Origin of the sequence: Phycicoccus mangrovi (assembly GCF_018729305.1) — a bacterium.
Taxonomy (GTDB): domain Bacteria; phylum Actinomycetota; class Actinomycetes; order Actinomycetales; family Dermatophilaceae; genus Phycicoccus; species Phycicoccus jejuensis.
In genome coordinates, this window is sequence record NZ_JAHHWP010000004.1 from 230,888 (window position 1) to 250,886 (window position 19,999).

Genomic DNA, 19,999 nt, shown 5'->3' on the forward strand with positions numbered 1-19,999 from the left:
CAGGAAACCATGGCGAACTACACCGCCGCTGACATCAAGGCGCTCCGCGAGAAGACCGCGGCCGGCATGATGGACGTCAAGAAGGCTCTCGACGAGGCCGACGGCGACATGGCCAAGGCCGAGGAGATCCTCCGCGTCAAGGGCCAGAAGGGCGTCACCAAGCGCGAGGGCCGCACGACCTCCAACGGTCTGGTCGCCGCGCAGGCCGAGGGCGGCGAGGGCACCCTCGTCGAGGTCCTCTGCGAGACCGACTTCGTCGCCAAGGGCGAGCGCTTCATCGCCCTCGCCGACCAGGTGCTCGCGCAGGCCGTGGCCACGAAGGCCGCCGACGCCGGCCAGCTGCTCGACTCCACCCTGGAGGACGGCACGACGGTCAAGCAGCTCCTCGACGACGCCAACGCCACCATCGGCGAGAAGATCGAGGTCAAGCGGGTCGCGCGCCTCGAGGGCGAGCACGTCGTCTCCTACCTGCACAAGACGAGCCCCGACCTGCCCGCGCAGATCGGTGTCCTCGTCGCCACGCAGGGCGGCGACGCCACGACCGCCCGCGACGTCGCGATGCACGTCGCCGCGTTCGCGCCGACCGTGCTCACCCGCGACGAGATCGACGCCGAGCAGGTCGAGAACGAGCGTCGCGTCGCCGAGGCCACCGCGAAGGAGGAGGGCAAGCCCGAGGCCGCCCTCCCGAAGATCGTCGAGGGTCGCGTCAACGGCTTCTTCAAGGAGCAGGTGCTTCTCGAGCAGCCGTTCGCGAAGGACGCCAAGAAGACCGTCGCCAAGGTCCTCGACGAGGCCGGCGCGTCGGCCACCGGCTTCGCGCGCTTCCGCATCGGGTCCTGACCCGGTCGCTCATCGAGCGCTCCACGCACGCCGCCCCCGGGTCCTCCCGGGGGCGGCGTCGTGTCACTTCTCGAGCTCGCTCAGGTGCGCGCGCTCGGCGGGGCGCTCGTACGGGGCCGGCCACCAGTCCTCGACGGTCTCGACGCGGCCCTGCGCGTCCATCGTGAACAGGCACAGGCCCGTCATCGTCTCCCCGCGGACGGTGAAGGTGGTGCGGCTCATCGCCCCGGCTCCGTCGCTCAGCACGCGGTCGACCGTGAGGTGCCAGTCGCCCGGGAACTCACGGTTGAAGCGCACGTAGTCCTCGCGTCCGCGCACGACCTCTCGGGTCTGGGGACAGCGGTAGACGACGTCGGGGGAGAGGGTCGCCCCGAAGGCCTCCCAGTCGCGCGCCTCCGCGGCGGCCCAGTAGGCGCGGACGACGGCCTCGTGCTGCGCGGTGCTCATGTCGCGGACGCTACGCCCGACCCCCGACACCTGTCGGGCAGGGCGGCGACGTGCGACGATGGCCGCAGGGAGGCCGCCATGGACGCAGCACGACAGGACACCGACCGGCACGACCTCGAGCGCCGGGTGCACGTCGACCTGCCCCGGGTGCGGCCCGAGCAGATGGTGACGACCCAGGAGACGCAGCCGGCCCGTGACCCGCGCGGCGGGCGCGACACCGACACGGAGTTCATGCTCCGCAACGCCGGCGTCCTCTGACCGGGTCGGGACCCGGTCGTCAGCCGACGCGACCCAGGGCGAGCGCGGCGAACATCAGCGCCGCCACCGTCTCGCCGTCGCGGATGCGGCCGTCGCCGACCATCGCCATCACCTCGGGCCAGGGCACGGTCCGCACCGCACTGATGCCCTCGGCCTCCTGCTCGTCGACCTCCGCCACCGCTCCCCCGGCGCCGTCCACGGGGGAGAGGCCGGTCGCGAGGTAGACGACCTCCGGGGCGACGCAGATGCCGTTGAGGGCGTCCATCCGGCCGACCTCGCGCCAGTGCTCGGCCCGCAGGCCGGTCTCCTCGGCGAGCTCGCGGCGGGCCGCGTCGCGGGGGTCGGGCTCCTCGCAGCCACCCGCCGGCACCTCGACCGACGGGCCGGTCGTGTGCCGGTCGACGGTCACGAGGACCACCTCGTCGGCCTCGGTGAGCGCCACGACGAAGACGGCGGGCCGGCGCAGGCGCACGACACCGTAGAGTCCGGGCTCGCCGTCGGGGCGCACGACGTCGTCCTCGACGACCTCGATCCACGGGTTGGCGTAGACGGTCCGCGAGGCGGTGACGGGCCACACGGTCAGGCGTCCCGGACGCCGCGACCGGTGACCGGCACGCGGTCGCTCCACGGGAAGGTGATCCAGCGGTCGGTGTCGCGCCAGACGTGGTCGGGCCGGACGACCGAGCGGGGCTTGGCGTAGATGGTGGCGGTCCGCACCCGGCCGACCTTCCCGGCGCAGAACTCCTCCACCGAGCGCAGGGTGAGGCCGGTGTCCGCGACGTCGTCGGCGACGAGGACCGTCGCGTCGTGGAGATCGACGAAGTCGGGCGCCGGCGGGAGGATGCGCGGCACCTCCAGACGCTCGTCGACCCCGGTGTAGAACTCGACGTTCATCGTGTACGTGTTCTTGACCCCGAGCGCGTACCCGAGGGCCCCGCCGATGAGCAGCCCGCCCCGGGCGATCGACAGGATCATGTCCGGGACGCCCTCGGCCGCGATCTCCTCGGCGAGCGACCACACCGCCTCGTCGAAGCGTTCCCAGGTCAGCACCTCGCGCTCGTCGTCCACGGCGCCATCGTCGCAGGTGGAGGTTACCGGCGGGTTTCCCGGTTGGGCCGGGGGCCATCCGGTGTGACAGGATCGGGCGACCGCCGTGAACCCGCGCCCAGGAGGCCACGTGACCACGTCCGCCACCGCCGAGGCCCCGGCCGAGGCCGCTGCCGCGACCCGCAACCGCCGGGTCCTCCTCAAGCTCTCCGGCGAGGTGTTCGGCGGCGGGCAGGTCGGTGTCGACCCCGACGTCGTCCGGGGGGTGGCCCGCCAGATCGCGGCCGCGGTCCGCGAGGGCATCGAGGTGGCCATCGTCGTCGGCGGCGGCAACTTCTTCCGCGGCGCCGAGCTGCAGCAGAAGGGGATGGACCGCGCCCGCGCCGACTACATCGGCATGCTCGGCACCGTCATGAACTGCCTCGCGCTGCAGGACTTCCTCGAGAAGGAGGGGGTCGACACCCGGGTGCAGAGCGCCATCACGATGGGCCAGGTCGCCGAGCCGTACATCCCGCGCCGGGCCATCCGCCACCTCGAGAAGGGCCGGGTCGTCATCTTCGGCGCCGGCGCCGGGATGCCGTACTTCTCCACCGACACCGTGAGCGCCCAGCGGGCGCTGGAGTGCCAGTGCGACGCCGTGCTCATGAGCAAGAACGGCGTCGACGGGGTGTACGACAGCGACCCGCGCGAGAACCCGGGGGCGCGCAAGCTCGACGAGGTGACGTTCGGCGAGGCGCTGCGCACCGGCCTCAAGGTCGTCGACGCCGCCGCCTTCAGCCTCTGCATGGACAACCGCCTCCCGATGGTCGTCTTCGGGATGGAGGGGGACGGCAACGTGACGCGCGCGCTGCGGGGCGAGCCGATCGGCACCCTCGTCCACGCCGGCTGACCGACCCCGGCCCGGCGCTCCCGGGCCTTTGACAGACTGGACCCGCAGCGTCGCGCCCGCGACGCGAACCGAAGGAGATGCCCGCCGTGATCGACGAGACCTTGTTCGAGGCCGAGGAGAAGATGGAGAAGGCCGTCGAGGTCGCCAAGGAGAGCTTCGCCGGCATCCGCACCGGCCGGGCCCACCCCGGCATGTTCCAGAAGATCACGGTCGACTACTACGGGGCCCCGACCCCGCTGCAGCAGCTCGCGTCGTTCCAGACGCCCGAGGCGCGCACGATCATCATCAGCCCGTTCGACAAGTCCTCGATGCACGCCATCGAGAAGGCGATCCAGCAGGCCGACCTCGGCGTCAACCCGAGCAACGACGGCAACATCATCCGCTGCACGATGCCGCAGCTGACCGAGGAGCGCCGCCGCGAGTACGTGAAGATGGCGCACAGCGAGGCCGAGGAGGCCCGCGTGTCGGTCCGCAACATCCGGCGCAGCGCGAAGACCTCCCTCGAGAAGCTCGTCAAGGACGGCGAGGTCGGCGAGGACGAGGGCACCCGCGCCGAGAAGGAGCTGGAGGCGGTCACCAAGCGGCACGTCGAGCAGATCGACGAGCTGCTCAAGGGCAAGGAAGCCGAGCTCCTCGACGTCTGAGCGCCCCATGACCGACGCCACCGACGCCGCCGCGACCACCGACACCGCGGACGCCGCCCCGAAGGCCCCCAAGGCCGGGCGCGACCTGCGGGCCGCCGTCGGGGTCGGGCTGCTCCTCGGGGCCGTCGTCATCGCGAGCCTCGTGCTCGACCCGCGGGCCTTCCTCGTCGTCGTGGTCCTGGCGATCTGCCGGGGGGCCTGGGAGGTGCGGCGGGCCGTCGCGACGCGCGGCCTGCGCGTCCCGCTCCTGCCGCTGATGCTCGGGGCCGTCGGGATGATCGCCTCGGCGTACCTGCGCGGCGCCGAGGCCCTCGTCGTGACGTTCGGCCTCACCCTCGTCGGCCTGCTCGTGTGGCGCGTGGCCGACGGTCTCGACGGCGCGGCCCGGGACCTGTCGGCCTCCGCGCTCGTCGCGTTCTACCCGGTCTTCCTCGGCGGCTTCGCCTCGCTCATGCTGGCCGAGCCCGACGGCCGCCAGCGGATCATCGTCTTCGTGCTCGTCACGGTGTTCTCCGACATCGGCGGCTACGCCGTCGGGGTCGTCCTCGGCAAGCACCCGATGGCGCCCTCGCTCAGCCCGAAGAAGTCCTGGGAGGGCTTCGCGGGCTCGGTCGCGACGTGCGCGCTCGTCGGTGCCGTCTCGCTGCCGCTGCTCCTCGACGGGCCGTGGTGGGGCGGCGCGCTGCTCGGGGCCGTGGCCGCCGGGGCGGCGACGACCGGCGACCTCATCGAGTCGAGCATCAAGCGCGACCTCGGCATCAAGGACATGGGCACGATGCTCCCGGGGCACGGCGGCCTCATGGACCGCCTCGACTCCCTCGTCGCGGTCGCGCCGATCGCCTGGGCCCTGCTGTTCTTCCTCGTGCCGGCGGCCTGACCGGACGTTCGACGCCGGCGGGTCAGCCCGCCCGGCGCCGCCCGCGGGACAGCATCGTGTCGAGCACCGGGGTCGACCCGACCGCGAGGGTGCCGTCGGGCAGCTCCTCGGTGAGGCACGTGATCTCGCGGTGGTACCAGTGGTAGACGTGCGGGGTCACCGGGCCGGCGGCGTCGGCGTACATCTCGGCGGCGTGCGCGGGGACGAGCTCGAGGGCGGCCCGGGCCTCCGCGGGCGTCGAGCACGGCTGCAGCACGAGGGCGTTCCGGTGCGGCATCGCGAACACGACCCCGCCGGAGAGGCCGGCGCCGGGGAGCCAGCGCTCGATCACCTCGGGGAGGAAGCGGGCGAAGGAGGAGGTGTACGGCGAGTCGCCGACGATCGCGGAGACCGAGTGGCGCGGGCGGCCGAGGCGGATGCGCTCGGCGTCGGCGGTGTGCAGCTCCTCGAGGAGGTTGGCGCGGGCGATCTCCATGAGCGACCACAGGTGGCGGTGCGTCGCGACGACGCGGGACTCGGGGAGGGTGACGACGCTCGTCGGGAGGTCGAGGGTCAGCACCTCGTCGACGTGCTCGGTGAAGGGCATGACGTACTGGAAGCCCAGGCCGGTCGCGTGCAGGCGGTCCCGCGCGACGAGGCGGGAGGTGAGCGCGGCGTCGAAGCGCTCGGGCGACATCGAGTCGATGTCGGTCTCGGCGGCCGCGGTGAGCCGCTCGAGGTGCGCCCGGACGGCCGCGTCGAGCGCGGGGTCGGAGTCGAGGTCCGGCACCGCGGCGACCGGGTGACGGACGGGGGAGGTCGTCCCCGGGACGGTGGCGGCGCCCCCTGCGAGCGAGCGCCAGCGGTCGAACAGGCCCATGGCCCTGCCTTTCCCTGCATCCTCGCTCCCCCTGCGGAGCGAAGTTAAAGAGAGAGTAAAGGGATGACAGGTCCCGGTGTGGGCGAAACGAAGAATCTTGAGGTGGGGAGCATGCGCAGCGCCTCGGGCCGCGGTTCGCCCGGGCCGCGGTCGGCCTGCGAGAATCGGGGGACCATGTCCGAGACCCCCGCCCCGCGCCCCGCCCCCGGCCAGCTGACCCTCGTCGCGCCCCGCCGGGGCAAGCCGCCGCGCCACCTCGCCGACCTCACGGTCGAGGAGCGGCGCGAGGCCGCCACGGCCCTCGGCCACCCGGCCTTCCGCGCCAACCAGCTCTCGACGCACTACTTCGAGCGGCTCGTCGACTCGCCGGACGAGATGACCGACCTGCCCAAGGCCGTCCGCGACGACCTCGTCCGCGACCTCCTGCCGCCGCTGCTCCAGCCCGTCCGCCACATCACGGCCGACCAGGGCGCCACGGTCAAGCAGGTCTGGAAGCTCTTCGACGGCGCGCTCGTCGAGTCCGTCCTCATGCGCTACCCGAACCGGGTCACGGTGTGCATCTCGAGCCAGGCCGGCTGCGGGATGAACTGCCCGTTCTGCGCGACCGGGCAGGAGGGCCTGACCCGCAACATGTCGACGGCCGAGATCGTCGAGCAGGTCGTCGCCGCCGCCCGGATGCTGCGCCACGGCGGGCTGCCGGAGGTGGGCGCGGGCACCGAGGGGGCCGGTCTCGGCGACGAGGCCGAGGGCTCCGACGAGGCGCCCGCCGGCGGCCCGGCCCGCGTCAGCAACATCGTCTTCATGGGGATGGGCGAGGCGCTGGCCAACTACAAGGCCGCGATCGGCGCGATCCGGCGCCTCACGGAGCCGGCGCCCTCGGGCCTGGGCATCTCGGCGCGGGGCATCACGATGTCGACCGTCGGCCTCGTGGCGGGCATCGACCGGCTCGCCGCCGAGGGCATCCCGGTGACGCTCGCCCTGTCGCTGCACGCCCCGGACGACGAGCTGCGCGACGAGCTCGTGCCGATCAACACGCGCTTCAAGGTCGACGAGGCCATCGACGCCGCGCACCGCTACTACGAGGTCACCGGGCGCCGGGTCAGCATCGAGTACGCGCTGATCCGCGACATCAACGACCAGGCGTGGCGCGCCGACCTCCTCGGCGAGAAGCTCGCCGCCCGTGGCCGGGGCTGGGTGCACGTCAACCCGATCCCGCTCAACCCGACGCCCGGCTCGAAGTGGACGGCGTCGCGGCGCGGGGTCGAGCAGCAGTTCGTCGAGCGGCTGCGCGCGCACGGCATCCCGACGACCGTCCGCGACACCCGCGGCTCCGAGATCGACGGCGCCTGCGGGCAGCTGGCCGCCTCCACCGCCTGACCGCGGGGCGCCCCCGGCACTACGCTCCGGTCATGCGACGACGCCTGCTCTCCCTGGCCGCCGTGCTGGCCGTGGGGCTGGCGGGCTGCTCGTCCGCTCCGCTGCCCGACGACCTGCGGGCGAAGAGCTCGCACGGGGCGGCCCACGCCGCCGCGACGTCGAGGCCGGCCGCCCCGGTGTCGCGGCCGCCGGACGTGCCGCTGCGTGCCGGGGAGCGGTTCGTCGAGGTCCGGCTGCCCGGCGCCTACACCCCGACGGCGCCGACCCCCACCGCCACCGACGACTACCGCTGCTTCCTGCTCGACCCCCACCTGGGCACCGACCAGCTCGTGAGCGGCGTCGACATCCGGCCCGACAACGCGGCGCTGGTCCACCACGTCATCGTGTCGCGGGTGGAGCCGGAGGGCATCGCGCAGGCGCAGCGGCTTGACGCGGCCGACCCGGGGGACGGCTGGACCTGCTTCGGCGGCAGCGGGATCCAGGGCATCGGGGTGAACCTCGACGACGCCGACTGGGTCGGTGCCTGGGCGCCCGGTGGCGGCGAGCGGGTGATGGCCGACGACATCGGTATCCCGCTGCGCGCGGGCGGGCGGCTCGTCGTCCAGATGCACTACAACCTGCTGGCGGGCTCCGGCACCGACCGCAGCACCGTCCGGCTGCGTGTCTCGGAGGCGGCGGGCAGCCGCAAGAAGCCGCTCGACACGATGCTCCTCCCGGCGCCGGTCGAGCTGCCGTGCCGCGAGAACCGCACGGCCGGGATGTGCGCCCGCGTCGTGTCCGTCGCCGACGTCTCGCGCCGCTTCGAGGAGCGCCCGGCGACCGCCGACCTGCTGCACCTGCTCTGCGGTCCCGTCGTCCCCGGCCCGGTCCAGAGCTGCACCCGGACGGTCAAGGACGAGGGGACCATCCGCGCCGTCGCCGGGCACATGCACCTGCTGGGCCGGTCCATCACCGTCGACGTCGACAAGGGCACCGACCGCGCGCGACGCGTGCTCGACATCGCGACCTGGGACTTCGACGACCAGGGGAGCATCCCGCTGGAGAAGCCGGTCCGCGTCGCGCCGGGCGACCGCATCACGGTCACCTGCCGCCACGACCAGTCCCTGCGCGACCTCCTGCCGGCCTTCGCCGGCCAGCGCGAGCGCTACGTGGTGTGGGGCGAGGGCACGACCGACGAGATGTGCCTCGGCATCGTCCTGCTCACGCGCCCGTAGCGAGGACCGCGACCGCGTCGGCGAGGTCGTCGACGAGGTGCACGTGCTGCGCCATCGGGCGCCCGGCGGCCAGCGCCGTGAGGGCGGGCCAGACCGGGACCGTCTCGCTCCAGTGCCGGGCTCCGACGAGGACGAGCCGGGGGAGCGGGCGGCCGTCGGCGGGCTCGCTGTCGTAGTAGAGGCGGGTCGCGGCCTGGAAGACCTCCTGCACCGTGCCGGCCGCCCCCTCGAGGACGACGACGCCGGCGCGGGAGCGGGCGAGCAGCCCGTCCTCGCGGATGGCGTTGCTGAAGTACTTCGCGATCCCGTCGCAGAACACGTTCGGGGGCTCGTGCCCGTAGAACCACGTGGGGATGCCGACGCTGCGCACGGCGCGCGCCGTCCGGCCCGCGACGAGGGGCTCGCGCACCTCGAGGGCCAGGCGCGCCCACGCGTCGACGTCGGGGCGGAAGGACGGCACGGCCCGCAGCCGCTCGACCGCCGCGGCGAGGTCGTCGGGGTGCTCGGCGAGCGCGCCGAGGTTGGCGGCCTCCATCGCCCCGGGCCCTCCACCGGTCGCGACGACGAGGCCCGAGCGGGCCAGGGCGTGCCCGAGCGCCGCGGCGCGGGCGTAGGCCTCCTCGTCCCGGCGCAGGGCGTGCCCGCCCATGACGCCGACGACGGGGAGGTCGTCGAGCAGGTCGGTGAGCGCGTCGCTCATCGAGTCGTCGTGGACGGCCCGCAGGAGGGTGACGAACACGTCGTGCCCGAGGGTCGCGTCGCGCGACCAGGCGTGGGCCAGCGCGTCGGGGGTGGCGGCGTAGCCCGAGGCGGCCAGGCCGGCGTAGAGCTCCTCGGGGGAGTAGAGGGTCGCGCGGTAGGGGTCGACCGGGGCGTGCGGGTCGGTCGGGAAGACGAGGGCGCCGTGCCGGCGCAGGTGCTCGCCGAGGCGGTCGGGCAGCCGGCCGCCGAGGACGACGAGGCCCTCGAGGTCGGTGCGCGCGAGCAGCCGGTCGGCGCGGTCGGTGAGGTCGAGGTCCTGCAGCCGCATCCGGCGCAGCGGGGTGCCCGCGTCGAGGGCGGCGTCGAGGGCGTCGAGGGTCTCGATCTCGTGCACCGGGCGAACCTATCGCCCGCGGAGGGTCTCTCAGTGGCCGCCGGTCAGACGGGACAGCATCGGGGCGATGCGGCTCGCGCGGCCGGTGCGCGTCTCCTCGGCGTCCGCGAGGCGGGCGGCCTGCAGCCCGGCGTTGACCCCGAGCCAGCGCAGCGGCTCGGGCTCCCACGACGGTGAGCGGTGCCCCACCCAGGGCAGCGCCGTGAGGGCGCTCGTGCGGCCGAGGACGAGGTCGGCGAGCGTCCGCCCGGCGAGGTTGGTGGCGGCGACCCCGTCGCCCACGTACCCGCCGGCGCGGCCCGTGCGCGTCACCGGGTCCCAGAGCACCGTGGGGTTCCAGTCGCGGGGGATGCCGAGCGGCCCGCCCCACGCGTGCGTGAAGCGCACCCCGCGGAGCACGGGCAGGAGGTCGGTCAGGGTCCGCCGCAGCGAGGCGAACACGGCCTCCTCGTGGTCGAACTCGGGCCGGATGCCGGAGCCGAGGTGGTAGGGCGCGCCACGGCCGCCGAAGGCGATCCGGTCGTCGACCGTGCGCTGCCCGTAGATGACGAGGTGCCCGTGGTCGGTGAACACCTCGCGCTGCGCGAGGCCGATGCGCTCCCAGGTCGCGGCGGGCAGCGGCTCGGTCGCGACCATGAGCGAGTAGACCGGCACGAGTGCGCGCTCGTGCCCCGGCAGGTGGGGGGTCCATCCCTCCGTCGCGAGCACGACCGCCCGCGCGCTGAGCCGACGACCGTCGGCGAGGACGACCACACCGTCCCCGGCGCGCGCCACCCGCACGCCCTCGGCGACCCGCGCCCCGAGGCGCCGGACCGCGGCGCCGAGACCGTCGACGAGGTCGCGCGGCTGCACCCGGGCGCAGTGCGGGTTGAAGGTGGCTCCGAGGACGCCGGGGGAGTGGAGGCGCTCGCGGGCCTCCTGCGGCCCGAGCCACGTCGTGCCGTCACCCCACGCCGCGCCGTGCTCCGCCGCGGCCCGCGCCCGGGCCGCCTGCGCCTCGGTGCGGGCGAGCGCGACCGTCCCACCCTTGACGAAGCCGCCGCCGAGCTGCTCGTCCGCGTCGACCCGGCCGACCTCGTCGACGGTGTCGCGCAGCGCGGCGAGCAGCGAGAGCGTCGCCTCCCGGCCGTGCCGGGCGGCGACCGTGTCGGCGCCGACGGGCCAGAGGGCCGAGACCCAGCCGCCGTTGCGCCCGCTGGCCCCGAAGCCGACGTGCTCGGACTCCAGGACGAGCACCTCGAGGGAGGGGTCGGCCCGCAGCAGGTAGTAGGCGGTCCACAGCCCGGTGAACCCGCCGCCCACGACGACGACGTCGGCGCGCAGCGGCAGGTCGGCCTCGGACGTCGTTGCGGGAGAAGGGGACCGGCCGTCCCACCAGAGCGGCGCGGTACCCGTCGAGCCGTCCACGCTCAGAGGTGGTTCTCGGCCTCGGTGAGCACCGAGCGCAGGCGGCGCTCGATCTCGTCGAACTCGCTCGGGCCCATCGTCAGCGGGGGCGCGAGCTGGACGACGGGGTCGCCGCGGTCGTCGGCCCGGCAGTACAGGCCCGCGTCGAAGAGCGCCTTGGAGAGGAAGCCGCGCAGCAGCCGCTCGCTCTCGGCGTCGTCGAAGGTCTCGCGGGTCGTCTTGTCCTTGACGAGCTCGATCCCGTAGAAGTAGCCGGCGCCGCGCACGTCACCGACGAGCGGCAGGTCGAGCAGCTGCTCGAGGGTGCGCTTGAAGACGGGGGCGTTCTCCTTGACGCGGTCGTTGAGGCCCTCGGCGTCGAAGATGTCGAGGTTGGCCATCGCCGCGGCGCACGAGACGGGGTGACCGCCCCAGGTGTAGCCGTGTGGGAAGTACGTCGTGCCCTTCCGGAACGGCTCGAAGAGGCGCTCGCTCGCGATCATCAGGCCGAGCGGGGCGTACCCGGAGGTGATGCCCTTCGCGGTCGTGATGATGTCCGGCACGTAGCCGAAGTCCTGGCAGGCGAACATCGACCCGATCCGCCCGAAGGCGCAGATCGTCTCGTCGGAGACGAGGAGGACGTCGTACTCGTCGCAGATCTCGCGGACCCGCTCGAAGTAGCCGGCCGGGGGCGGGAAGCAGCCGCCGGAGTTCTGCACCGGCTCGAGGAAGACGGCCGCGACCGAGTCGGGGCCCTCGAACTCGATGGCCTCCGCGATCCGGTCGGCGGCCCAGCGGCCGAACGCCTTCTCGTCCTCGCGCAGGTGCTCCGGCGCCCGGTACATGTTCGTGTTCGGCACCTTGTGGCCACCGGGCACGAGGGGCTCGAACGGCATCTTCGCGTCCGGGATGCCGGTGATGGACAGCGCGCCCTGCGGGGTGCCGTGGTAGGCCACCGACCGAGAGATGACCTTGTGCTTGGTCGGCTTCCCCGTCAGCTTGAAGTACTGCTTGGCGAGCTTCCACGCGGTCTCGACCGCCTCGCCGCCCCCGGTCGTGAAGAACACGCGGTTGAGGTCGCCCGGCGCGTGGTGGGCCAGCCGCTCCGCGAGCTCGATGGCCCGCGGGTGCGCGTAGGACCACAGCGGGAAGAACGCCAGCTCCGCGGCCTGCTTGGCCATCGCCTCCGCGATCGCGGTGCGGCCGTGGCCGGCGTTGACGACGAAGAGGCCGGCGAGGCCGTCGATGTACTCGTTGCCGCGGTCGTCCCAGACCCGCCAGCCCTCGCCGCGGGTGATGATCGGCACCGACTGGCCGAGGCCCCCGTGGCCCGGGTCCTCGAAGGTCGAGTGCCGCGTGAAGTGCATCCAGAGGTGGTCGCGGGCGGCCTCGGAGTACAGGGCGCCGGTCGCGGTGTGCCGGTCGGAGCTCGGCTCCCACACGTCGTTCGGGTGGATGGTCATCGGGTGCCCCAGTTGTAGTGCTGCTTGTTGAGCTTGAGGTAGACGAAGGTCTCGGTGCTCGCGACGCCCGGCAGCTGCCGGATGCGCTGGGTGAGCAGCTCGAGGAGGTGGTCGTCGTCCTCGCACACCACCTCGGCCAGCACGTCGAAGGAGCCCGCCGTCGTCACGACGTAGTCGACCTCCGGCATGTCCGAGAGGGCCTGGCCGAGGTCGACGAGGTCCCCGCCGGCGCGGATGCCGATCATCGCCTGCCGTCGGAAGCCGACCTGGAGGGGGTCGGTGACGGCGACGATCTGCATCACCTCGGCGTCGAGGAGGCGTTGGACGCGCTGGCGGACGGCGGCCTCCGAGAGGCCCACCGCCTTCGCGATGGCGGCGTAGGACTGCCGCCCGTCCTCCTGGAGGAGCTCGATGATGCGCTTGGCGACGTCGTCGAGGCGGATGTCGTGCGAGCGGTCGCGGGGCTGCCGTGCGGTCACGCGCCCCATCGTGGCTGCTGGGAGGGGGTCACGCAAGTACCGCGGAACGGATTCCGCAACTTCCGTGCCACATTCGTGCAACATTCCCCATGAATCGTGGACGGACCCTAGTGATTTCGCGGCGCGGCGTACTACTGTGCCCGCAGCCGCGTGCCCGGTCACCCCGACGCACCGCGTCCACCCCGCCACCGACCCCCGGGAGCACCAGACATGAGCAGCCCTCGCGACCTGCGCAACTTCGTCGACGGGTCCTACACGGACGCCTCCACCGGAGCCACGACCGACGTGGTCAACCCGGCGACCGGGCAGGTCGTCGCCAAGGCCCCCGTGAGCGGCGCCGAGGACGTCGACCGCGCGTACGCCGCCGCGTCGAAGGCGTTCGGGGAGTGGGGGAACACGACGCCGAGCGAGCGGCAGCAGGCGCTGCTGAAGATCGCCGACGCGCTCGAGTCGCGCGCCGAGGAGATCATCGCCCTCGAGTCCGAGAACACCGGCAAGATCAAGGCGCTCACGGCGAGCGAGGAGATCCCGCCGATGGTCGACCAGCTGCGGTTCTTCGCCGGGGCCGCCCGCGTCCTCGAGGGCAAGGCGGCCGGCGAGTACATGGCCGGCCACACCTCATGGATCCGTCGTGAGCCGATCGGGGTCGTCGGCCAGGTGACGCCGTGGAACTACCCGCTCCTCATGGCGGTCTGGAAGATCGCCCCGGCCCTGGCCGCCGGCAACACCGTCGTCCTCAAGCCGAGCGACACCACCCCCGAGTCCACGCTGCTGCTCGCCGAGATCGCCTCGGAGTTCCTCCCGACCGGCACGCTCAACGTCGTGACCGGCGACCGCGACACCGGCCGCCTCGTCGTCGAGCACCCGACCCCCTCGCTCGTCGCGATCACCGGCTCGGTCCGGGCCGGCGCCGAGGTCGCGGCCAGCGCCGCGCCGCAGGTCAAGCGCGTCCACCTCGAGCTCGGCGGCAAGGCACCGGTCGTCGTCTTCGACGACGCCGACATCGAGGCCGCGGTCGAGGGCATCGCGATCGCCGGCTACTTCAACGCCGGCCAGGACTGCACGGCGGCCACCCGCGTGCTCGCCGCGCCCCGCATCCACGACGACTTCGTCGCGGCGCTCGCCGAGTACGCGAAGAGCTCCGCACCGGTCGGCCTGCCCGACGACGCCGACGCGCTGCTCGGCCCGGTCAACAACGCCCGCCAGCTCGCGCACGTCTCGGGGTTCGTCGAGCGGCTGCCCTCGCACGCGCAGGTCGCGGCCGGCGGCAACCGGGTCTCGGCGCTCGGCGACGGCTACTACCTCGAGCCGACCGTGCTCTCGGGGCTGCGCCAGGACGACGAGGCGATCCAGAACGAGATCTTCGGCCCGGTCATCACCGTCCAGCGGTTCACCGACGAGGCCGAGGCCGTCGCCTGGGCCAACGGGGTCGACTACGGCCTCGCGTCCTCGGTGTGGACCAAGGACTTCGGCCGCGCGATGCGGATGAGCAAGGCGCTCGACTTCGGGTGCGTGTGGATCAACACCCACATCCCGCTCGTCGCCGAGATGCCGCACGGGGGCTACAAGAAGTCCGGGTACGGCAAGGACCTGTCGATGTACGGGTTCGAGGACTACACCCGGGTCAAGCACGTCATGGCCAACATCGAGAGCTGAGGCAGGTCACCCATGGCACCTCTCCGCCGGCGGCCCCCCGCCGACCCCGCCGTCCGCGACCTCGTCCGGGCCGCCCGCTCCGCACAGCTCTCGCGTCGCTCCCTCCTCGGGACGGCCGCGCTGGGCGGCGCCGCGAGCCTCGCCGCGTGCGCACCCCCGACCCCGCCGTCCGGGGGAGCGGCGGCCGTGCAGCTGCCCGAGGACGTCTCGGCCACCGACAAGGTCGTCCGGTGGGCCAACTGGACCGCCTACCTCGACTACGACGAGGACACCAAGCAGTACCCGACCCTCGAGGCGTTCATCAAGGAGACGGGCATCAAGGCCACGTACTCCGAGGACATCGAGGACAACGACTCCTACTTCAACAAGATCGCGCCGCAGCTGCGGGCCAAGCAGGACATCGGCAAGGACATCTTCGTCTTCACCGACTGGATGGCCAACCGCGTCATCCGCGAGCAGCTGGCCCAGCCGCTCGAGATCATCCGGATGCCCAACGCGAGCAACCTCCTCGACAGCCTCAAGGACGTCAGCTTCGACCCCGGGCGCAACTACTCCCTCACCTGGCAGTCGGGCTTCGCGGGCATCGGCTACGACAAGACGAGGGTCTCCAAGGAGATCAAGAGCCTCGACGACCTGTGGACCCCCGAGCTCAAGGGCCGCATCGTCGTCCTGTCGGAGTTCCGCGACACCGTGGCGCTCGTCATGCAGAGCCAAGGGGTCGACATCACCGGCGGCTGGGGGCGCACCCAGTTCGAGAACGCGGTCGCCGTCATCGAGCAGAAGATGTCCGAGGGGTACATCCGCCGGATCAAGGGCAACAGCTACCTCGAGGACCTCAAGTCCGGCAACGCGATCGCCGGCATCGTCTGGAGCGGCGACCTGTTCATCCTCCGGGCCGAGACCGAGAACGACAACTGGCAGTTCGTCATCCCCGAGTCCGGCGGCACCCTCTGGAGCGACAACATGATGGTGCCGATCACCTCGACGCACCGGCGCAACGCGATGACGCTCATGGACTACTACTACGAGCCGTCCGTCGCCGCCGAGGTCGCCGCATGGGTCAACTACGTCTGCCCGGTGCAGGGGGCGCAGGAGGAGCTCGCCAAGTCCGACCCCGAGCTGGCCGAGAGCCCGTTCATCTTCCCGTCGGCGGAGTACATCAAGGACAACAACATCCAGGGCTTCCCGGCGCTCTCGCCCCAGGACGACCAGGCCTACAGCGCCATCTGGCAGAAGGTGCAGGGCAACTGATGGCACGCAACAGCGGCTTCCGCGAGGCGACGGGCGACCTGCGCCTCGAGTCCGTCACGAAGTCCTTCGGCGAGTTCACCGCCGTCGACGACCTCGACCTCGTCGTCCCGCGCGGCTCGTTCTTCGCCCTCCTCGGCCCGTCGGGCTGCGGCAAGACGACCACCCTGCGGATGGTCGCCGGGCTCGAGCAGCCGACGGCCGGCAAGGTGCTCATCGGGGACACCGAGATCACCGGCAGCCGGCCCTACGAGCGCCCGGTCAACACGGTGTTCCAGAGCTACGCGCTCTTCCCGCACCTGACCATCCGCGACAACGTCGCCTTCGGGCCCAAGCGTCGCGGCGACAAGAACGCGCTCGCGCTCGCCGACGAGACCCTCGCGCTCGTCCAGGTCGACCACCTCGCGGCCCGCAAGCCGGCCCAGCTCTCGGGCGGCCAGCAGCAGCGTGTCGCCCTCGCGCGGGCCCTGGTCAACCGGCCCGAGGTGCTCCTCCTCGACGAGCCGCTCGGTGCCCTCGACCTCAAGCTGCGCCGCCAGCTCCAGGTCGAGCTCAAGCGGATCCAGACCGAGGTCGGGCTCACCTTCATCCACGTCACCCACGACCAGGAGGAGGCCATGACGATGGCCGACACCGTCGCGGTGATGAACCACGGCCGGATCGAGCAGATGGGCCACCCGGCCGACCTGTACGACCTGCCGCGCACGTCGTTCGTCGCGAACTTCGTCGGCCGCTCCAACCTCGGCACCGGCCGGGTCGTCGACCGCGACGGCGACAGCCTCGTCGCCGAGGTGCAGGGCACGAAGGTCAAGGTGCCGCTGGCCCGGGCCAACGCGACCGACGGCACCGTGATGTTCGGCGTGCGGCCCGAGAAGGTGCGCGTGCTGCGCCGCCCGCCGGAGGGCACCGGCGACGACGTCAAGGGCACCGTCCTCGACGTCTCGTTCACCGGGGTCGCCACCGAGTACCTCGTCCGTCTTCCGAGCGGCACGATCTGGAGCTGCTACGAGCAGAACCTCGACGTCGACCCGATCGACCTGCGGCCCGGCGACGACGTGTGGATCGCCTGGAACCACGCGCACGCCTTCACCGTGCCGGCCGACGAGGCCGAGGCGCAGGCCGCCGCGGAGGCGACGGCGTGAGCGCGCTCGCCCACGCCGGCGCGGCGGGAGGTGCCCCCGCCGGGGACGCCCCGCCGCAGGAGCGTGAGGGCCGCAGCTGGCTGCCCTACCTCCTGCTCGTGCCCGGGGCGCTCTGGCTGCTCGTCTTCTTCGTCGTCCCGCTGGTCCAGCTGTTCTCGGTCAGCCTGCAGTCGCAGTTCCCCGGCTACCCGGGCTACTACTACCGCGACGTCAACTTCTCGAACTACCTCTCCGCGCTCACCGACTTCGCGCCGCAGTTCGGGCGCTCGCTGCTCTTCGCGGGGCTCGCGACCTTCTTCGCCTTCTGCCTGGCCTACCCGCTGGCCTACGCGATGGCCTTCAAGGCCGGGCGCTGGCGCAACATCATGCTCATCGCGGTCGTCGCGCCGTTCTTCACCTCGTTCATCCTGCGCACCGTCGCGTGGCGCCAGATCCTCGCCGACGAGGGGCCGGTCGCGAGCACGCTCAACGCGCTGCACCTGCTGCCCGGCGGGCACATCACCGAGACGTGGGCGGCGGTCGTCGCGGGCCTGACCTACAACTTCCTGCCGTTCATGGTGCTGCCGATCTACGCCAGCCTCGAGCGGGCCGACCACCGCGTCATCGAGGCCGGGGGAGACCTGTACGCCAACGGGTTCACCACCTTCCGGACGGTGACCCTGCCGATGTCGATGCCGGGCGTCCTCGCCGGCACGCTGCTGACGTTCATCCCGGCGGCCGGTGACTACGTCAACGCCGACCTGCTCGGCGCCGACAACACGAAGATGGTCGGCAACGTCATCGAGAGCCAGTTCTTCAAGGTGCTCGGCGGGTTCCCCGTCGCGGCCGCGCTGTCCTTCACGCTCATGGCGCTCATCCTCGCCATGGTGTTCGTCTACGTCCGCCGCTTCGGGACGGAGGAGCTGGTGTGATCCGCTGGTTGACCAACCGCTTCGCGATCATCGTCGCGGTCCTCGTCCTGCTCTACCTGTTCCTGCCGGTCGCGTACACGTTCGTCTTCTCGTTCAACAACTACCGCAAGTCGAACATCGTCTGGAACCCCGAGGGGAGCCCGACGCTCAAGCACTGGAAGGACCCCTGCGGCGCGCCCGGGGTCTGCGACGCGCTCGTCACCTCGCTGCAGATCGGCGTCATCGCGACCGTCATCGCGACGGTTCTCGGCACCCTGCTGGCCTTCGCGCTCGTGCGCCACCAGTTCCGCGGCCGGGCGGCGAGCAACGTCCTCGTCTTCGTCCCGATGGCCACGCCCGAGATCGTCCTCGGCGCCAGCCTGCTGACGATCTTCGTCCAGGGCTTCTCGCGGGTCGGCCTCGGCCTCGGCTTCTGGACGATCACCATCGCGCACATCATGTTCTGCATCAGCTTCGTCGTCGTCACGGTCAAGGCCCGTCTGCAGAGCCTCGACCCGCGCATCGAGGAGGCCGCGCAGGACCTCTACGCCGGGCCGGGCGCGACGTTCTGGCGGGTCACCTTCCCGCTCGTCCTCCCCGGCATCGTCGGGGCCGCGCTGCTGTCGTTCTCGCTGTCCTTCGACGACTTCATCATCACGAACTTCGTCTCCGGCAACGAGACGACGTTCCCCAAGTTCGTCTACGTCTCCTACCTGCGCGGGATCCCCGCCCAGGCCAACGTCATCGGCTTCTCGATGTTCGTGCTCGCCCTCGCCCTGGTCATCATCGGCCAGGTCGTCGGCAACGCCCGTCGCAGCAGCAAGTGACCCCCTCGCCGGGCACCGTCCCGGCCGACAGGAAGGTTCCCGTGCGCGTCCTCATGATCGGTGCGGGCGGCGTCGGCGACGCCGCCGCGCGCATCGCCGCAGAGCGTGACTTCTTCGAGGCGTGGGTCGTGGCCGACCACGACGTCTCCCGGGCCGAGCGGACGGTGGCCGCGGCCTCCGGGCGCCGCGAGGGGGAGAGCCGCTTCCGCGCCGCGCAGGTCGACGCCTCGGACGCCGCGGCCGTCGAGGCCCTCGTCCGCGAGGTCGGCGCCACGCACGTGCTCAACGCGGTGGACCCGCGCTTCGTCGTCCCGGTCTTCCAGGGCACGCGCGCCGGCGGCGCCGACTACCTCGACATGGCGATGAGCCTCTCGCGCCGGCACGCGGACGAGCCGTACGCCAAGGTCGGGGTCAAGCTCGGTGACGAGCAGTTCGCGCAGGCGGGGGAGTGGGAGGCCGACGGCCGCCTCGCGCTCGTCGGCATCGGTGTCGAGCCGGGCCTGTCCGACGTCTTCGCGCGCTACGCCGCCGACCACCTGTTCTCGGAGATCGACGAGCTCGGCACCCGCGACGGCGCCAACCTCGTCATCCGCGACGAGGACGGGAACGAGGTCTTCGCGCCGGGCTTCTCGATGTGGACGATCATCGAGGAGTGCCTCAACCCGCCGGTCGTCTGGGAGAAGGACCGGGCCGGTGAGCCCGACGGCGGCTGGTTCACGCTCCCGCCGTTCAGCGAGCCCGAGGTCTTCGAGTTCCCCGAGGGGATCGGCCCCGTCGAGTGCGTCCACGTCGAGCACGAGGAGGTGCTCCTCATGCCTCGCTGGGTCGACGCGAGGAAGGTCACCATCAAGTACGGGCTCGGCGAGGAGATGATCACCATCCTGCGCACGCTGCACACCCTCGGCCTGGACCGCACCGAGCCGGTCACCGTCAAGGGCGTCGAGGTGAGCCCCCGCGACGTCGTCGCAGCGGTGCTCCCGGACCCGCTGACCATCGGCCCGCGGATGGAGGGCAAGACGTGTGCCGGCCTGTGGGTCACCGGGACCGGCAAGGACGGGCAGCCGCGGCGCACGTACCTCTACCACGTGTCCGACAACGCCGACACGATGCGCGAGTACGACGCCCAGTGCGTCGTCTGGCAGACCGCGGTCAACCCCGTCGTCGCGCTCGAGCTGCTCTCGAGCGGCGCCTGGTCCGGCGCCGGCGTGCTCGGCCCGGAGGCTTTCGACGCCGTGCCGTTCCTCGACCTGCTCGCCGCGCCGAAGCCCGCCGGCTACGGCTCGCCGTGGGGCCTCGAGGACCGCTGACCCCGGTCGGCCCCCGGCCGCCCCGCCCGTCCTAGGCTCGACCCGTCCGGCGC

21 protein-coding genes are annotated in these 19,999 nt (G+C 72.5%); 13 read left to right on the forward strand and 8 right to left on the reverse strand.

The features are described 5' to 3' along the window. Positions 1-9 precede the first annotated feature (9 nt). On the forward strand, positions 10-840 hold the full coding sequence (gene tsf, locus KMZ30_RS02190; RefSeq protein ID WP_215511192.1) for a translation elongation factor Ts: 831 nt from the start codon (positions 10-12) through the stop codon (positions 838-840). A gap of 63 nt (positions 841-903) precedes the next feature. Here the strand turns inward: tsf and KMZ30_RS02195 are convergent, their stop codons facing one another. Then, the gene (locus tag KMZ30_RS02195) at positions 904-1,287 is read right to left on the reverse strand and encodes a nuclear transport factor 2 family protein (RefSeq protein WP_215511193.1); all 384 of its coding nucleotides are present in this window, start codon (positions 1,285-1,287) and stop codon (positions 904-906) included. A gap of 78 nt (positions 1,288-1,365) precedes the next feature. Between KMZ30_RS02195 and KMZ30_RS02200 the strand changes: the two genes are divergently transcribed. Beyond that, positions 1,366-1,545, forward strand: coding sequence for a hypothetical protein (locus KMZ30_RS02200; protein WP_215511194.1), 180 nt, complete (start codon positions 1,366-1,368; stop codon positions 1,543-1,545). Positions 1,546-1,564: 19 nt separating this feature from the next. On the opposite strand, the gene KMZ30_RS02205 is transcribed toward KMZ30_RS02200, so the two are convergent. Both KMZ30_RS02205 and KMZ30_RS02210 read right to left on the reverse strand, forming a co-directional pair. Continuing rightward, positions 1,565-2,122, reverse strand: a complete 558-nt coding sequence (locus tag KMZ30_RS02205) for an NUDIX domain-containing protein (protein ID WP_215511195.1) — start codon at positions 2,120-2,122, stop codon at positions 1,565-1,567. A 2-nt stretch (positions 2,123-2,124) separates the two neighbouring features. Next, the gene (locus KMZ30_RS02210) at positions 2,125-2,613 is read right to left on the reverse strand and encodes a phosphoribosyltransferase (RefSeq protein WP_215511196.1); all 489 of its coding nucleotides are present in this window, start codon (positions 2,611-2,613) and stop codon (positions 2,125-2,127) included. 109 nt (positions 2,614-2,722) lie between these two features. Between KMZ30_RS02210 and pyrH the strand changes: the two genes are divergently transcribed. The 3 genes from pyrH to KMZ30_RS02225 all read left to right on the forward strand — a co-directional run bounded on the left by pyrH (position 2,723) and on the right by KMZ30_RS02225 (position 5,002). After that, on the forward strand, positions 2,723-3,481 hold the full coding sequence (gene pyrH / locus KMZ30_RS02215) for a UMP kinase (RefSeq protein WP_215511197.1): 759 nt from the start codon (positions 2,723-2,725) through the stop codon (positions 3,479-3,481). Positions 3,482-3,567: 86 nt separating this feature from the next. Continuing rightward, positions 3,568-4,125 (forward strand): ribosome recycling factor, encoded by a 558-nt coding sequence (gene frr / locus KMZ30_RS02220; protein ID WP_215511198.1) that lies wholly within the window; start codon positions 3,568-3,570, stop codon positions 4,123-4,125. A 7-nt stretch (positions 4,126-4,132) separates the two neighbouring features. Continuing rightward, on the forward strand, positions 4,133-5,002 hold the full coding sequence (locus KMZ30_RS02225) for a phosphatidate cytidylyltransferase (protein WP_215511199.1): 870 nt from the start codon (positions 4,133-4,135) through the stop codon (positions 5,000-5,002). Positions 5,003-5,024: 22 nt separating this feature from the next. Here the strand turns inward: KMZ30_RS02225 and KMZ30_RS02230 are convergent, their stop codons facing one another. Beyond that, entirely contained in the window at positions 5,025-5,861 is an 837-nt protein-coding gene (locus KMZ30_RS02230; RefSeq protein ID WP_215511200.1) for a DUF1444 domain-containing protein, read from the reverse strand. 174 nt (positions 5,862-6,035) lie between these two features. On the opposite strand from KMZ30_RS02230, the gene rlmN reads away from it, so the two are divergent. Then, the gene (gene rlmN, locus KMZ30_RS02235; protein WP_215511201.1) at positions 6,036-7,238 is read left to right on the forward strand and encodes a 23S rRNA (adenine(2503)-C(2))-methyltransferase RlmN; all 1,203 of its coding nucleotides are present in this window, start codon (positions 6,036-6,038) and stop codon (positions 7,236-7,238) included. A 32-nt stretch (positions 7,239-7,270) separates the two neighbouring features. Further along, positions 7,271-8,452 (forward strand): monooxygenase, encoded by a 1,182-nt coding sequence (locus tag KMZ30_RS02240; RefSeq protein WP_215511202.1) that lies wholly within the window; start codon positions 7,271-7,273, stop codon positions 8,450-8,452. Here KMZ30_RS02240 and KMZ30_RS02245 read toward each other — a convergent pair. The 4 genes from KMZ30_RS02245 to KMZ30_RS02260 are packed head-to-tail and all read right to left on the reverse strand — an operon-like array spanning position 8,439 to position 12,876. Beyond that, the gene (locus KMZ30_RS02245; RefSeq protein ID WP_308279530.1) at positions 8,439-9,548 is read right to left on the reverse strand and encodes an LOG family protein; all 1,110 of its coding nucleotides are present in this window, start codon (positions 9,546-9,548) and stop codon (positions 8,439-8,441) included. The two genes, KMZ30_RS02240 and KMZ30_RS02245, sit on opposite strands and share 14 nt — an antisense overlap. A gap of 30 nt (positions 9,549-9,578) precedes the next feature. Next, the gene (locus KMZ30_RS02250; RefSeq protein ID WP_215511203.1) at positions 9,579-10,955 is read right to left on the reverse strand and encodes an NAD(P)/FAD-dependent oxidoreductase; all 1,377 of its coding nucleotides are present in this window, start codon (positions 10,953-10,955) and stop codon (positions 9,579-9,581) included. A 2-nt stretch (positions 10,956-10,957) separates the two neighbouring features. After that, on the reverse strand, positions 10,958-12,397 hold the full coding sequence (locus KMZ30_RS02255; protein ID WP_215511204.1) for an aspartate aminotransferase family protein: 1,440 nt from the start codon (positions 12,395-12,397) through the stop codon (positions 10,958-10,960). Continuing rightward, entirely contained in the window at positions 12,394-12,876 is a 483-nt protein-coding gene (locus tag KMZ30_RS02260) for an Lrp/AsnC family transcriptional regulator (RefSeq protein WP_242525809.1), read from the reverse strand. Before KMZ30_RS02260 ends, KMZ30_RS02255 begins: the two co-directional genes overlap by 4 nt. Positions 12,877-13,086: 210 nt before the next feature. Between KMZ30_RS02260 and KMZ30_RS02265 the strand changes: the two genes are divergently transcribed. The 6 genes from KMZ30_RS02265 to KMZ30_RS02290 are packed head-to-tail and all read left to right on the forward strand — an operon-like array spanning position 13,087 to position 19,946. After that, complete coding sequence (locus KMZ30_RS02265) at positions 13,087-14,532, forward strand: gamma-aminobutyraldehyde dehydrogenase (RefSeq protein ID WP_215511205.1); 1,446 nt, start codon at positions 13,087-13,089, stop codon at positions 14,530-14,532. 12 nt (positions 14,533-14,544) lie between these two features. Next, the gene (locus KMZ30_RS02270) at positions 14,545-15,783 is read left to right on the forward strand and encodes an ABC transporter substrate-binding protein (protein WP_215511206.1); all 1,239 of its coding nucleotides are present in this window, start codon (positions 14,545-14,547) and stop codon (positions 15,781-15,783) included. Then, positions 15,783-16,922: an ABC transporter ATP-binding protein gene (locus tag KMZ30_RS02275; RefSeq protein WP_215511207.1), complete on the forward strand. Its 1,140-nt coding sequence runs from the start codon at positions 15,783-15,785 to the stop codon at positions 16,920-16,922. The genes KMZ30_RS02270 and KMZ30_RS02275 overlap by 1 nt, the downstream gene beginning before the upstream one ends. Beyond that, a complete protein-coding gene (locus KMZ30_RS02280; RefSeq protein ID WP_215511208.1) occupies positions 16,919-17,833 on the forward strand; it encodes an ABC transporter permease in 915 nt (304 codons plus the stop codon). Before KMZ30_RS02275 ends, KMZ30_RS02280 begins: the two co-directional genes overlap by 4 nt. Continuing rightward, positions 17,830-18,639 carry an ABC transporter permease gene (locus tag KMZ30_RS02285; protein WP_215511209.1) on the forward strand — a complete coding sequence of 270 codons (810 nt, stop codon included), beginning with the start codon at positions 17,830-17,832 and terminating at the stop codon, positions 18,637-18,639. Before KMZ30_RS02280 ends, KMZ30_RS02285 begins: the two co-directional genes overlap by 4 nt. 41 nt (positions 18,640-18,680) lie before the next feature. Next, entirely contained in the window at positions 18,681-19,946 is a 1,266-nt protein-coding gene (locus KMZ30_RS02290; protein WP_215511210.1) for a saccharopine dehydrogenase family protein, read from the forward strand. Positions 19,947-19,999: the final 53 nt, after the last annotated feature.

Excerpts from the sequence above, each read along its gene's own strand:
- KMZ30_RS02255 (WP_215511204.1), bottom strand. The coding sequence starts at position 12,397 with ATGACCATCCACCCGAACGACGTGTGGGAGCCGAGCTCCGACCGGCAC.
- KMZ30_RS02240 (WP_215511202.1), top strand. The coding sequence starts at position 7,271 with ATGCGACGACGCCTGCTCTCCCTGGCCGCCGTGCTGGCCGTGGGGCTG.
- tsf (WP_215511192.1), top strand. The coding sequence starts at position 10 with ATGGCGAACTACACCGCCGCTGACATCAAGGCGCTCCGCGAGAAGACC.
- KMZ30_RS02225 (WP_215511199.1), top strand. The coding sequence starts at position 4,133 with ATGACCGACGCCACCGACGCCGCCGCGACCACCGACACCGCGGACGCC.
- KMZ30_RS02230 (WP_215511200.1), bottom strand. The coding sequence starts at position 5,861 with ATGGGCCTGTTCGACCGCTGGCGCTCGCTCGCAGGGGGCGCCGCCACC.
- KMZ30_RS02195 (WP_215511193.1), bottom strand. The coding sequence starts at position 1,287 with ATGAGCACCGCGCAGCACGAGGCCGTCGTCCGCGCCTACTGGGCCGCC.
- KMZ30_RS02275 (WP_215511207.1), top strand. The coding sequence starts at position 15,783 with ATGGCACGCAACAGCGGCTTCCGCGAGGCGACGGGCGACCTGCGCCTC.
- rlmN (WP_215511201.1), top strand. The coding sequence starts at position 6,036 with ATGTCCGAGACCCCCGCCCCGCGCCCCGCCCCCGGCCAGCTGACCCTC.
- KMZ30_RS02270 (WP_215511206.1), top strand. The coding sequence starts at position 14,545 with ATGGCACCTCTCCGCCGGCGGCCCCCCGCCGACCCCGCCGTCCGCGAC.
- KMZ30_RS02200 (WP_215511194.1), top strand. The coding sequence starts at position 1,366 with ATGGACGCAGCACGACAGGACACCGACCGGCACGACCTCGAGCGCCGG.
- KMZ30_RS02265 (WP_215511205.1), top strand. The coding sequence starts at position 13,087 with ATGAGCAGCCCTCGCGACCTGCGCAACTTCGTCGACGGGTCCTACACG.